This window comes from Prochlorococcus marinus str. MIT 9401 (assembly GCF_000760095.1).
In the GTDB taxonomy this organism is placed as follows: domain Bacteria; phylum Cyanobacteriota; class Cyanobacteriia; order PCC-6307; family Cyanobiaceae; genus Prochlorococcus_A; species Prochlorococcus_A marinus_I.
The window spans coordinates 74,811-86,981 of record NZ_JNAR01000015.1 but is presented as its reverse complement, the minus strand read 5'-3'; the positions used below and the strand labels follow the sequence as shown (position 1 = coordinate 86,981).

The window sequence follows — 12,171 nt, the reverse complement described above, 5'->3', positions numbered from 1 at the left end:
ATTTGCTCCACCAAAATTTGCTCCGGATAACTCTGTATATGATAAGTTTGCACCAGATAAATTTGCCCCAGATAAATTTGCATCAGATAAGTTTGCGCCAGATAAATTTGCATCAGATAGGTTTGCGCCAGATAAATTAGCACCGGATAAATTTGTCAGAGATAAATAAGATTTAGATAAATTAGTGTTAGTTAAGTCAGCACCAATAAAATTTGCAAGATAAAAATCTAATTCTGATAAATCCTGCCCAGAAAAATCAATATTTTTGAAATCACATCTTTTACATTCATTTGTTGTTTCAAATTTGTGTAATTCTTTATGTCCAAAGGCAAAATTGAGGTGGGAAAATATTAATCCCGCAAAAATAAAAAATATTATTCTTTTCATTCAAATTATTTGATTTTTGGAGATAATAAACTATCAGTTATTGATTACTTTAAAATAAATCTTAAAGTTTTTAGTTTTAAAAATTGAGTTTTGAAGTCTTATAATTAGATACGAAATTGAGAATTACAAATTCAGTAAATATAAATACTATTTTTTCAAGTTATGGAATTGATTTTTAAAGTATTTGGTATATTTTTAATTTTGCTTTTAGTATTAACATTTCTGTTTATGAATGAAGGTATTCCTTCTTGGGTTCAAAATCTTGAAAGGAAATCTACAAATATATGGAATTTTGGTATTGTTTTCATGTCTGCGATAACAATAATTATTTACTTATATGAGGGATGAATTGGAGGTAATATTTTTAATTTTAGAAATAAAAAATGTTGGAAGAATTTTATCCGTCTGCAAATATATATGTGCTAGCAAGTGTCTATGAGTGTCTAAGGAATTCATTTCAACCAATACCCTCTCGGTTCTAAACATTTATAAAGAGGGGATAATTTTTCTTATTTCTTTCTGATTTTCTTCTCAAACTCTTTGAATGATGATCGCATTTGACCTGTATTTTCTAATGGATCATCTTTATCTAAACATCTTATCTTTCTCCATCTTGAATACATATATCCAAGATATATTCCTTGCATAAAGTTTTTTGCTCCATGTTCTAGAAGATTTTTCGAAAATTTATCATTAAATTTTCTACTTTCTAATAATTCTTTCTGCCAGTTTATTTTTTCTGTCATTGCTGTTGCTGTTCCTTCTCTATTTTTTTCAGTTTTTCGTATTCAACATGAAGAACGCCTAAACGCCATGCATCTTTTAATCCTTTTACACCTCCCATTAAGAGTTTTGCATCTAAAGGAGAATGTGATTTCATGTTTAAGAAATCTTTCTGCCAAGATTTATCATTCCATTTAGTGCTCATACTTTCCCTGCATACTTTTTGAACTGTTCCAAAGAGATTTTAATCATTATCCCTAGAATAAGAAATAGTGTGTTTTACCTTATAGGTATAATTCTTTTACAAAAAGAACTAATAAAATTAAAAAAAATTAGACGGCATTTGTTTGCCTTCTCCAGGTATTATGCACCTCGTTGTCCATAAGGTCGATGAAGTGATTTTGACTCTTAAATTATTTCTACTTCTTCTGGATGGGAAAAGATAGTCACGACAATCACAAAGTACTAATACTCTGGTATTAATACTCTTTTAATTTTAATCGAATAGGCGGATAATCGGTTAGTAGAGATATAGGAGGTTTATGAGACTCACCACTCCATTGACTGCGCTTAGAAATGCAACTTCAGATATTTGGAGAATGCATGATTTTAATTATCAATTACCTAAAGATCATAGACAAGATTATTGGGAAAAAGAATGCAAAGACCACCCAACAAGTTCTCATTGCAAAGTTTACTAAAGATAATATAAATTAAAATAATTAAAACCTTTTTCAGGGTCTTTGCTTCTATTAAAGAAGATATTTTTTAATTTAAAACTAAAATGCCTTTTAATAATTCAATATCAAAATATGATTGGCAGTACCTTGTAATTGGATTTTTTTTAATTTCGGTTTTTATTTTTACAGATTTAATTGGAGTTATTGAAAAAGAATATTTTTACTTTGTACCAAGATTAATTAGTACTCAACCCTATAGGATATTGACATCTATTCTAACTCATGCAGATTTAAATCATTTATTAAGTAATCTCGGTGGAATAATTATCACAAGATATTTTTTGATGAGACTTGGAATTAAAAGCAGATTTTTTTATTTAAAATTTATTTTAATTTGTTCCTTTTTAAATTTTTTTATTATCTGGGTTTACGAAAAAATATTATCGTATTTTAATATTTATCCCAATTATGCCGCTTTAGGATTTAGTGGAATAATTTATGCTTTATTTGGATTCTTACTATTAACTTCTTATTATGGTAAAAAATATTTTTTAGGTAAAGAAATTGGTCTTAAGTCCAATTATGAAGTTCAAAAAATGTCAAAGACAATATGCTTTATAGGTTTGATTTTCTCTTTTTTACCAGGGGTAAGTTTATTAGGTCATTTAAATGGATTTATTGCAGGATGTTTTTTATTCTTAATCTAATTAAGATTTTTTATTATTTGATCAAATGAATATAGATATTTTTCCAGATATCCAATTCTTTTCTTTTACTCTTTACTTTTAAATAGATCAATTTTGATATCAAAAGTAACCACTATTCCAATACTTATAAGTAGTAATCCAATCGCAATTTGGGGTGAGGGTAATACCATACAATTATTATTTTCGACTACCCTATCTAATCTTTAGCAGTAACGATGAAAGATTGAGTAATATTAACTCTTAATAAAGCATCACCTTAAAAAATGGCAAAAGTAGCAAATGGTCTTGATATATATTACGCAATTGGAAATGCAAATACTCAAAGACAAGGAAACGAAATTGCAGCAATTATGAAAAAACGTAATTCTGTAGGATGGAAGTTGATCTCAACAAGTACCGCAATATTGGATATTAAAAATCAATTTTCAAATCTTTATTTTGGGAAAAGAAATAGTAAGCAATACTTTATATATTTGATATGGTTATTCAAATTTTTTCATCAAAAAATTCCCAACACACTAACTTCTGATAAGTAAACGCTCTTTTCTTAGAATTAGTTTGTCTTTTTTGATGAAAATTAGTCAAAGGTGTAAAACTGTCACATGTGACAGTTTAGTAACATTCCATTCGTCTTCTCCACATTAGAGATATTTATGGAATAATTATATATGTGTGAAGGAGTGGTTTACTGAAACGGTGGAAACAAGGAAACACTTGATTTAGTAAACCATAAAGGTCTCTAGTAATAGAGGCCTTATTTTATGCATATTTACCATATTTATTGACTTTCCTAATATCGTCTCAGGTATTTCTTGAAAATACTAAAAAGTGATAGTTGGTAATATGAGTTGTTCTCTAAAATTCATTCTATTTGCCTAAATATCCAAAATTGATAGGTAAAGTTCTTCAAGGGTATCATATAATTAGTGGTTTATTCTAAATACAAGATTGTTAAGATGAGGTTAATATTTTATATATTTGTTTTCAGTCAGTTATTTAATTTACTTGATGTTTTAGCAGAGAAAATTAAAAAAGAACCAAGCTATAAAATTAAATGGGAGAGAATAGATAAAAAAAAATCAAACAATTTAAAAAAAATTATTTGGAAATCTTATAATGGAGATGAAAGTTATTTTGAAGACAAATATTTAAAAAACCAAGAGAAAAACTCAGATAGAAATATTTTTAATGATAAAAAAGGAAAAAATAAATTTATAAATCAACAAAAAAAGAAACAAAAAGTATTAGAAATACAACCTCATATTCCTTTAAATAATTTTCTGAATTCTGGGGATTTTATTTTTTCTAGTAATTTGGTCTCAGCTTTTAGTGGAGGTGCAGGAGGTGGAACTGGACATCAAAACTATGGTCTCAAATTTCATTATGGTTTAAGTGATTACTCTTTATTTACACTTTATTTATCTGAGACTGATGATCCACTCTATAATTTAATTAGAGGAGAATTGATTCCAAATAATTGGGCTAGTATTGCCTTAGCTTACAAGAATCAAATTTTTGAATCTGAAAATTTTAAAAATTCATTATCTTTCTCAAGTTCTTTAGAGTATTGGGTTGTTAGTAGTGGAAATGGTAATAAAAGAAGTATATATAACGAGATCGATAATTCTGTTGGCCTTGATAGATACGAGAAATTTATTTATTCATTTTCTTTACCCTTCACAAGTCAATTAACTAATCAAGTAGAAATTTCCATTGTTCCAGGAATTACTTTTATTCCAGATATATTGGGTGATAAAAATATCGGAAAAAACTTTTACGGAAATAATTATTTTTTAGCATCAGGCATAAACTTTGATATTGCAACTAATGTTCAATTAATCGGTTCATATTCATATATATTTGGTCCAGGTCATAATAGCTTCGATGAGAATTTGAATTTCCACAGGCATCCAATTTATAGCTACGGTTTTAATTGGGATGTAAATCCTATCATTGGAATTGAAGGCAAAATTACTAATGGATATGGAAGCACACCATCTACGTCTTTATTAACAATTCCCTCTGATAATAAACCACTCTATTATCTTGGCGGAAAATATAATCCTTTATTGATTGATACTCAATTTGTTCCTCTAAAGGAAGAAAATGAGCTTTTACTTTTTGGAGGATTGACGGTTAATAATGCATTATTCCCCGAAAGAGGCGTTAATCAGATAAATTTAAATTATGACGAAAAAGGGAATTTATTTGCTTTTTATGGATATTCTTTGTCTAATATATTTCAATTAGAATTAACTACTGGGTCTTTTAATGATGCTAATTTAATCAATAAAAAAAAATCTTCATTGCAAAGCGTATATTTGAATGAAAATACTTTTAGTTACAGGTTTGGAGGCAAATTATTAATTTTTAGCCCTCAAAAGAATGATTCTTTTTGGATGACATTTAGAACATCTTTAGGTAGGAATGAAGGTGAAAATCATCAAGGATATTTGTTTTCTGAATTGATAAATACTTTTAAGATAAATAACTGGCTAGCCTTTAATATAAGTCCAAAGTACTTTTCTAGTGCGGTAGAAAGTTTTGGGGGGCTTGGGGTCTCGAGTTACATAAATTTATTGGATAATTTGCAGCTTATTCCAGAAATAAATACATCTTTTGCAAAAGGATCTGACTTTAACTCTGGCCTAGCGTTCAGATATCGCTATTCCCCTGAAGCATCAGTTGATTTATATTATTCTAATGCTGCAGGTATCCAGGATATTGGACAACTTCTTGAAGATAAGGAACATAGATTTGGAATTAAATTAAATTTTTTATATTAAAGCAAAATATTATTTAGTCTCCCCAGAAAGGGTCTTTAGTCAGAGAAACTTTTAATGGAGAATTTTTTTTACTTTCAATATTACTTATACATGCCCTTACCGTTTTACCATTTACATCTATTTCACACGCTCCACAACTTCCTGTTAGGCAGCCAGTAGGGATTTCTAAACCTGCTTTTTCTGCAGCAGAAAACCAGTCTTCTCCTTCAGAAACGAATGTTTCAGCATTATTTTCCCAAACAATTTTTATTTTTGAGTTTTTCAATTTAATAAAGAGGAGAGATTTAAATGCTTATTAAATTCATTTGCGAGATTTTCAATTATTGATTCTCTCTTGACTTTATAAGATTTTGTTTTTTTCTTTAATGGGGGCAATTTTTTTCTCTCTCTTATCAAATTTATATATTGATCTCTCCAAATATCATTTTCAAATATTCCATGAATGTATGTACCTGCAATAGTCCCCCCTTCTTTATTTTCTTTGTACCAACCTAGATTCAATTCTTTGAAGATAGGGTTAATCTTAAATGGGTTTTGAGTCTTAACTAATTCGGTTTGGCCATTGTGAATTTCGAAACCATTAATTTTGGTTTGGCATGGCCATAAAGATTCTGAAATGATTTGCCGGGTTAATTTTTTTTCAAAGAAAATAGTTTTTAGTGGAAGTAATCCAATCCCTCTAATTTTTTGGTCCGAATAATTTTTGGAACCCTCTTTAAAATGTGGATCTTCAAGTGTTTCCCCTAACATTTGTAACCCTCCACAAATTCCAATAATATTGCCCTTGTTTTCTGAATATGCCCTTATATCATGAGATAAACCAGTATTTTCAAGAAAAATTTGATCTTTAAAAGTTTGTTTACTACCCGGAATAATAATAAAGTCATAATTATTCAAGTTTTGTGATTCTTTAATCCATTCAATAAAAATTGATTCTTCATTTTCTAATGGATCAAAATCTGAAAAATTGCTAATAGATGGTAATTTTATAATTCCAACTTTGATTTCAGGATTTTTAGAAAGTAATTTTTTTTCTATTAAATCTAATGAATCCTCTGGAGGAAATGAATCATTTAACCATGGAATAATTCCAATAACAGGGATTTGAGTCTTATTCTCAATCCATTTTTTCCCATTTGCAAATAATGAAAGGTCTCCTCTGAATCTATTGATAATAATTCCCTTAATAAGCTTCTTTTCTTCAGGCTTCATTAATTCAAGAGTACCTATTATTTGCGCAAATACGCCTCCCCTTTCAATATCAGTAACCAAAATGCAATTTGCATTTAAATATTTAGCAACTCTTAAATTAGTCAGATCTCTATGAATCAAATTCATCTCTACCGGACTCCCAGCCCCTTCGATAATTAAACGACAATTCGGATTTCGTTTATAAATAGACTTTAAACTTTTTTTAATTACTTCCCAGCCTGGAATAAACCAAGTTTTATAGTAATTTTGCGCGGTTGTGGTCCCTATGCTTTTGCCTAGGTGAATCACCTCGCTTATTGAGTTCCCTTGTGGTTTTAATAAAATGGGATTCATCTCTGCAGAGGGATTAATACCACAAGCAAAAGCTTGAAGTGCTTGTGAATATGCCATCTCTCCACCTTCCCCATCAACCCAAGCGTTATTGCTCATATTTTGTCCTTTAAAAGGTATTGGTTCTTCTCCTAAATTTTTAAGAATCCTGCAAATAGCAGTAACGGTTAACGATTTCCCTGCTCCACTGGAAGTGCCTAGGACCATTATTGGTTTCTTTCTTTCATGTAATTTTGCTTCTATATCCATTAGTAATTTATATTAATTTTAAAATTTATTAATTATTAAATTGAATTATAATTTGGTAAAAAATTTGTGTTAATTCTAGCCTCTGCTTCTCAATCTAGAAAGAAATTACTAGAAAATTGTCAAATCGAATTTATACAAATATCAAGTGACTTTGATGAAACTACTATCCAAGAAAAGAATATATTTAATTTAGCTTTAGAATTATCTTTTCAAAAGGCTAATAGTTTATCTGAAAATATTCAGAACATAACATTGCCCGAAGAATTTAATTATGGTCCTTTGGAAATACTTGGGTGCGATTCAATTTTTGAATTTAAAGGAGAAGCTTATGGAAAACCATCCAATAAAGAGGAGGCATTTATTAGATGGAGAAAAATGTCTGGAAAATTTGGATTTCTTCATACTGGCCATACTCTAATATTTGGGAATTTTGATTCAGCTTCCAAAATTTTTAAAATCAATGAAATAATAAAAAAAACAGTAAGTTCAAGGGTTTATTTTTCTAATTTGGAAGATTGGGAAATCAAAAGTTATGTAGATACAAATGAACCTTTATATTGCGCCGGGGGATTTGCTTTGGAAGGTATAGGCGGTAAATATATAGAAAAAATAGAGGGTTGTTTCAGTAATGTAATGGGTTTAAGTTTGCCATGGCTAAGAGAAAATTTATATAGATAATAAAATTGAGCAAAAAAAAACCCTATCTAAAGATAGGGGTTTTTTTAAGATGATATAGAAATTAATCTAGATCAGGCATTTCTAGAGCTGGTTCACTCTTTCTGTCGATTCCTTTTTCGAAACCAGCAGCGGCTGCTCTAGCACGTCCAGCATGCCAAAGATGACCAATGAATGTAAACCATCCTAGGAAGAATTGAGCTGCAGCTAACCATTGTCTTAAGTTAACGAAGTTAACAGCATTAGGCTCTGTAATGATTCCACCAACAGAGTTGATAGAAGCGTTTGGAGCATGAGTCATATATTCAGCTGCTCTTCTTACCTGCCAAGGCTGAATATCATTTTGGATTTTCTCTAGGCTCAATCCGTTAGGTCCTCTTAAAGGCTCTAACCATGGGCCTCTGAAATCCCAAAATCTCATTGTTTCACCACCAAATATAATTTCACCAGTAGGAGATCTCATGAGATACTTACCAAGACCTGTTGGTCCCATTGTTGAACCTACATTAGCGCCAATTCTTTGATCTCTCACTAGGAAAGTAAAGCTTTGAGCCTGTGAAGCTTCAGCATTAGTTGGACCATAAAATTCTGAAGGGTAAGCAGTATTGTTAAACCAGATGAATGTTGAAGCAATAAAACTTGCTACACAAATTCCTCCAAGAGCATAACTTAACAGTCCTTCACCGTTCCAGATAAAAGCTCTTCTTGCCCATCCAAAAGGTTTTGTGAAGATGTGAAATAAGCCGCCAATAATGGCAGTAATACCCACATAAACATGTCCACCAACAATATCTTCAATGGAGTTAACACCGATTATAGAACCAGCTCCACCCCATGGAGATCTAAATAGATATCCAAGAATAACTCTAGGATCTAATGTTGGACTGACTAGTCTGACTTCTCCACCACCTGGTGCCCATGTGTCATAAGCGCCACCTACAAACATCCAGTTAAAAACGAAGAAAAGAGCACCGACTCCTAAAACAATTAGGTGATAACCCAATATATTAGTCATCTGATTTTTGTCTCTCCAATCTGTAGAAAAGAAAGGGAAATCTTGTTCAAGTTTTTCAGGACCGGCTAAAGAGTGATAAACACCACCAAATCCTAAAACTGCTGAAGAAACTAAGTGCATTACACCTGCAACAAAGAAGGGATAAACATCAGTAATTTCGCCACCAGGTCCAACTCCAAACCCAAACATTGCCACATGAGGCATACAAATTAAGCCTTGTTCCCACATTGGTTTATCAAATGTGAAATGACTTACTTCGAATAGCATCATTGCACCTGCCCAAAAGACTATTAGTCCAGAGTGAGCAATGTGAGCTCCTAGTAAACGGCCAGATAAATTAATTAATCTGGCGTTACCTACATACCAAGCGTAACCAGTTTCTTCAATACTCTGGTTAGGGGCTCTAAGTAAACTATTAAAGGGCGTTTCCACGTGGTAGAACCTCCTCAGGGAATACAAAGTTTTCGTGTGGTTGATCCACAGAAGACATCCATGCTCGCATACCTTCGTTCAAAAGTATATTTTTTGTATAGAAAGTTTCAAATTCTGGATCTTCTGCTGCACGTATTTCTTGGCTTACGAAATCATAAGCTCTTAAGTTTAGTGCTAAGCCGACAATACCAATTGAAGATGTCCACATACCCATAACAGGTACAAATAGCATCAAGAAATGTAAGAAACGCTTGTTTGAGAAAGCAATACCGAAGATTTGACTCCAGAATCTATTCGCTGTAATCATTGAATAAGTTTCTTCTTCTTGAGTTGGATCAAAAGCTCTAAATGTTGAACTTTGAACCTTACCATCTGTATAAATACTTGTATCTTCATACAAGGTGTTTTGTACTGTAGCTCCATGAATAGCGCAAAGTAGAGCACCACCAAGAATTCCAGCAACACCCATCATGTGAAATGGATTTAAAGTAATATTGTGAAAACCTTGAATGAACAGAATATAACGGAAGATTGCTGCTACACCAAATGAAGGTGCGAAGAACCAACTATGCTGTCCTAAAGGATAAATAAGGAAAATACTTGTGAATACTGCAATTACTGCTGAGAAAGCTAATGCGTTGTATGGTCTAATTCCAACAAGGCCAGCAATTTCAAACTGACGAAGCATAAAACCAATAAGGCCAAATACTCCATGTAATGCAACGAAGTTCCAAAGACCACCAAGTTGTAGCCATCTTACGAAACTACCTTGGGCTTCAGGACCCCATAAAAATAGAAGACTGTGTCCCATGGCATCACCAGGGGTACTTACAGCTGCTGTTAAAAAGTTACAACCTTCAAGGTATGAGCTTGCAACTCCGTGTGTGTACCAAGAGGTAACAAATGTTGTTCCGACGAACCAACCACCTATAGCTAGATATGCACAAGGAAGTAAAAGTAGTCCGGACCAACCAATAAATACAAAGCGGTCGCGCTTCAACCAATCATCAAGGACATCAAACCATCCTCTTTGTGGGGCGCTACCAACTGCGATCGTCATGAGAAATCGTTTTTAGCTTCGGGATACGCAGTGACTGTAACAAAGATTGAGAGTAATGTGGGGAAATTTTTGTATATCTGAAACGCCTTGTAAAGCTTTCCTGACTTTTTTATTAAAAAATAGGTAAGAATACTCTCTAAGTTTGTTAAATTGTCTTAACTAGGTTCTAAAAAGATAAAAAATGAATTCAGATCTAAGGTCTTTCGATAAAATCGAACAAAAAATTGGTGGATCAAGAAAAATTTCGAATTATATTATTGGAGGGATGTTAACTATTGGAGGAGTTGGATTCCTTTTGGCCTCTTTATCTAGCTACACAGGCAGGGATTTACTACCTTTGGGGAATCCCTCAACTTTGCTTTTTATACCTCAAGGAATAATAATGGGTGCTTATGGAGTAATAGCCAATTTATTAAATTTCTATTTATGGTATTTGGTTTATATTAACTTTGGTTCAGGAAGTAATTATTTTGACAAATCCTCAAAATCTGTAGAAATAAAAAGAAAGGGATTATTTAAAGATGTTGAAGTTAAATTAAATTTTGATGAAATTAAATCTGTTAAGTTGGATATAAGTGAGGGATTTAATCCTAGAAGAAGAATTGCTTTAGTATTAAAAGGTAGAAAAAAACCTCTCCCTTTAAGCGGAGCAGGTGAACTTAAACCACTACTTCAAGTTGAAGAAGAAGGAGCTCGTCTGGCTAAATTTTTGGATGTTAATTTGGAGGGATTAAAATAAAAAAAAAATATTTTTTAAAAACATTATCTTTTATTCAGATTTTGTTATTTGTGCAAGCTTGTAGTTATCAAATTAAGATTGATTCAAATTATTACTGCCAAAAACTTAAATTTAATTGTATTTATAGTAATAAGATAGTTTATTTTAAAACTACAAAAGGTGATTTTGAGGTTAAACTATTTGGCAAAGACAATCCAGTAACAGTATCAAACTTTCTCGAAAATATTGATAATAATATTTACGTAAATCAAAAATTTTATAAAATAATAAATTACCCTCAAGTAAAATTTATACATGTTGGTGTTAATCCAAAAAATAAACTTTATATTGAGCTAAAACAAAACCTAAATAAGATAAGTCCATCAATACCTCTTGAAATAAAATTCAAAGAAGAAATCAAACCAAGATATAACTATCAGATAAAAAATCCTAATGAAACTGAAAATTTATTAAATACCTTTGAGAATGGTTCAATCGCCATGGTTAAGAGTGGTAAGAATATGTCTTCATCTACTGAATTCTTTTTTGTAACAAATGATATCCCAGAACTAGATGGAAGATATTCTATTTTTGGAAAAATTATTAAAGGATTAGATGTACTCAAAAAAATCAATAAAGAAGACTACATAAAGTCAGTCCAGATAACTAATTAAATTTCTAGAGAATATTTGTTTATTTTCAACATCTCTGTATTAACTCCCGAAGAGCGTTTAAGAGCTACCTTACCAGTCCTCGCTATCTCGAGGATGCCGTATGGCTCGAGTAATTTCTCTAAAGCAACTAACTTCCCAGGGTCTCCAACTACCTCAAGAGTTAAGGCCGTATCTGATACGTCAACAACTTTTGCACGGAAAATCTGAACTATATCAAGGATATTACTCCTGGTATCTTCTTTCGAAGAAACTTTTAGTAACATCAATTCCCTCTCAACCGCTGCGAGATTAGTAAAATCTACAACTCCCAGAACATTAAATAACTTATTTAGCTGCTTAGTCATTTGTTGAAGGGTTTCATCATCACCTTCTACTACCATTGTTAACCTTGAAATCCCCTTAGATTCTGCGGGTCCTACTGCAAGGCTATCTATGTTGAATCCCCTTCTAGCAAAGAGACCTGAGATCCTACTCAAGGCTCCAGATTCGTCTTCTACAAGAACTGATAATGTATGTTTCATAT

Annotated in this window: 16 protein-coding genes; 8 read left to right on the top strand and 8 right to left on the bottom strand. The window is 31.5% G+C overall.

Features of this window, described 5'->3' with window-relative positions; genetic code table 11:
- The coding region (locus tag EV01_RS0109035) for a pentapeptide repeat-containing protein (RefSeq protein WP_032523299.1) at positions 1-387 on the bottom strand (387 nt) is incomplete at its 3' end.
- A gap of 162 nt (positions 388-549) precedes the next feature.
- On the opposite strand from EV01_RS0109035, the gene EV01_RS09950 reads away from it, so the two are divergent.
- On the top strand, positions 550-735 hold the full coding sequence (locus tag EV01_RS09950) for a hypothetical protein (protein ID WP_032518362.1): 186 nt from the start codon (positions 550-552) through the stop codon (positions 733-735).
- 161 nt (positions 736-896) lie between these two features.
- Here the strand turns inward: EV01_RS09950 and EV01_RS03330 are convergent, their stop codons facing one another.
- Together EV01_RS03330 and EV01_RS03335 are read right to left on the bottom strand one after the other, a co-directional pair.
- Positions 897-1,133, bottom strand: coding sequence for a hypothetical protein (locus tag EV01_RS03330; protein WP_032518363.1), 237 nt, complete (start codon positions 1,131-1,133; stop codon positions 897-899).
- A complete protein-coding gene (locus tag EV01_RS03335) occupies positions 1,130-1,315 on the bottom strand; it encodes a hypothetical protein (RefSeq protein WP_032518364.1) in 186 nt (61 codons plus the stop codon). The genes EV01_RS03330 and EV01_RS03335 overlap by 4 nt, the downstream gene beginning before the upstream one ends.
- Before the next feature lie 337 nt (positions 1,316-1,652).
- Here EV01_RS03335 and EV01_RS09830 point away from each other — a divergent pair, with 337 nt between their 5' ends.
- The 4 genes from EV01_RS09830 to EV01_RS03345 all read left to right on the top strand — a co-directional run bounded on the left by EV01_RS09830 (position 1,653) and on the right by EV01_RS03345 (position 5,283).
- Complete coding sequence (locus EV01_RS09830; RefSeq protein ID WP_193741432.1) at positions 1,653-1,811, top strand: hypothetical protein; 159 nt, start codon at positions 1,653-1,655, stop codon at positions 1,809-1,811.
- Between the two features lie 83 nt (positions 1,812-1,894).
- Positions 1,895-2,497 (top strand): rhomboid family intramembrane serine protease, encoded by a 603-nt coding sequence (locus EV01_RS03340; RefSeq protein ID WP_032518365.1) that lies wholly within the window; start codon positions 1,895-1,897, stop codon positions 2,495-2,497.
- Between the two features lie 263 nt (positions 2,498-2,760).
- Complete coding sequence (locus EV01_RS0109030; protein WP_072013478.1) at positions 2,761-3,033, top strand: hypothetical protein; 273 nt, start codon at positions 2,761-2,763, stop codon at positions 3,031-3,033.
- A gap of 420 nt (positions 3,034-3,453) precedes the next feature.
- A complete protein-coding gene (locus EV01_RS03345; RefSeq protein WP_032518367.1) occupies positions 3,454-5,283 on the top strand; it encodes a hypothetical protein in 1,830 nt (609 codons plus the stop codon).
- 13 nt (positions 5,284-5,296) lie between these two features.
- On the opposite strand, the gene EV01_RS03350 is transcribed toward EV01_RS03345, so the two are convergent.
- Positions 5,297-5,548: a 2Fe-2S iron-sulfur cluster binding domain-containing protein gene (locus EV01_RS03350; RefSeq protein WP_032518368.1), complete on the bottom strand. Its 252-nt coding sequence runs from the start codon at positions 5,546-5,548 to the stop codon at positions 5,297-5,299.
- The gene (locus EV01_RS03355; RefSeq protein ID WP_032518369.1) at positions 5,545-7,074 is read right to left on the bottom strand and encodes a cobyric acid synthase; all 1,530 of its coding nucleotides are present in this window, start codon (positions 7,072-7,074) and stop codon (positions 5,545-5,547) included. Before EV01_RS03355 ends, EV01_RS03350 begins: the two co-directional genes overlap by 4 nt.
- 66 nt (positions 7,075-7,140) lie before the next feature.
- On the opposite strand from EV01_RS03355, the gene EV01_RS03360 reads away from it, so the two are divergent.
- Positions 7,141-7,752 (top strand): nucleoside triphosphate pyrophosphatase, encoded by a 612-nt coding sequence (locus tag EV01_RS03360; protein ID WP_032518563.1) that lies wholly within the window; start codon positions 7,141-7,143, stop codon positions 7,750-7,752.
- Positions 7,753-7,813: 61 nt separating this feature from the next.
- Here the strand turns inward: EV01_RS03360 and psbC are convergent, their stop codons facing one another.
- Together psbC and psbD are read right to left on the bottom strand one after the other, a co-directional pair.
- Complete coding sequence (gene psbC, locus EV01_RS03365; RefSeq protein ID WP_032518371.1) at positions 7,814-9,196, bottom strand: photosystem II reaction center protein CP43; 1,383 nt, start codon at positions 9,194-9,196, stop codon at positions 7,814-7,816.
- Positions 9,180-10,256: a photosystem II D2 protein (photosystem q(a) protein) gene (psbD, locus tag EV01_RS03370; protein ID WP_002807316.1), complete on the bottom strand. Its 1,077-nt coding sequence runs from the start codon at positions 10,254-10,256 to the stop codon at positions 9,180-9,182. Before psbD ends, psbC begins: the two co-directional genes overlap by 17 nt.
- A 181-nt stretch (positions 10,257-10,437) precedes the next feature.
- Between psbD and EV01_RS03375 the strand changes: the two genes are divergently transcribed.
- Both EV01_RS03375 and EV01_RS03380 read left to right on the top strand, forming a co-directional pair.
- Positions 10,438-10,995 (top strand): photosystem I assembly protein Ycf4, encoded by a 558-nt coding sequence (locus tag EV01_RS03375; RefSeq protein ID WP_032518373.1) that lies wholly within the window; start codon positions 10,438-10,440, stop codon positions 10,993-10,995.
- 41 nt (positions 10,996-11,036) lie between these two features.
- A complete protein-coding gene (locus EV01_RS03380) occupies positions 11,037-11,648 on the top strand; it encodes a peptidylprolyl isomerase (protein WP_152556204.1) in 612 nt (203 codons plus the stop codon).
- Here EV01_RS03380 and ilvN read toward each other — a convergent pair.
- Positions 11,645-12,169, bottom strand: a complete 525-nt coding sequence (gene ilvN, locus EV01_RS03385) for an acetolactate synthase small subunit (protein ID WP_032518375.1) — start codon at positions 12,167-12,169, stop codon at positions 11,645-11,647. The genes EV01_RS03380 and ilvN overlap by 4 nt on opposite strands.
- Positions 12,170-12,171: the final 2 nt, after the last annotated feature.

Excerpts from the sequence above, each read along its gene's own strand:
- EV01_RS09950 (WP_032518362.1), top strand. The coding sequence starts at position 550 with ATGGAATTGATTTTTAAAGTATTTGGTATATTTTTAATTTTGCTTTTA.
- EV01_RS03330 (WP_032518363.1), bottom strand. The coding sequence starts at position 1,133 with ATGACAGAAAAAATAAACTGGCAGAAAGAATTATTAGAAAGTAGAAAA.
- EV01_RS03335 (WP_032518364.1), bottom strand. The coding sequence starts at position 1,315 with ATGAGCACTAAATGGAATGATAAATCTTGGCAGAAAGATTTCTTAAAC.
- EV01_RS09830 (WP_193741432.1), top strand. The coding sequence starts at position 1,653 with ATGAGACTCACCACTCCATTGACTGCGCTTAGAAATGCAACTTCAGAT.
- EV01_RS03340 (WP_032518365.1), top strand. The coding sequence starts at position 1,895 with ATGCCTTTTAATAATTCAATATCAAAATATGATTGGCAGTACCTTGTA.
- EV01_RS0109030 (WP_072013478.1), top strand. The coding sequence starts at position 2,761 with ATGGCAAAAGTAGCAAATGGTCTTGATATATATTACGCAATTGGAAAT.
- EV01_RS03345 (WP_032518367.1), top strand. The coding sequence starts at position 3,454 with ATGAGGTTAATATTTTATATATTTGTTTTCAGTCAGTTATTTAATTTA.
- EV01_RS03355 (WP_032518369.1), bottom strand. The coding sequence starts at position 7,074 with ATGGATATAGAAGCAAAATTACATGAAAGAAAGAAACCAATAATGGTC.
- psbD (WP_002807316.1), bottom strand. The coding sequence starts at position 10,256 with ATGACGATCGCAGTTGGTAGCGCCCCACAAAGAGGATGGTTTGATGTC.
- EV01_RS03375 (WP_032518373.1), top strand. The coding sequence starts at position 10,438 with ATGAATTCAGATCTAAGGTCTTTCGATAAAATCGAACAAAAAATTGGT.
- ilvN (WP_032518375.1), bottom strand. The coding sequence starts at position 12,169 with ATGAAACATACATTATCAGTTCTTGTAGAAGACGAATCTGGAGCCTTG.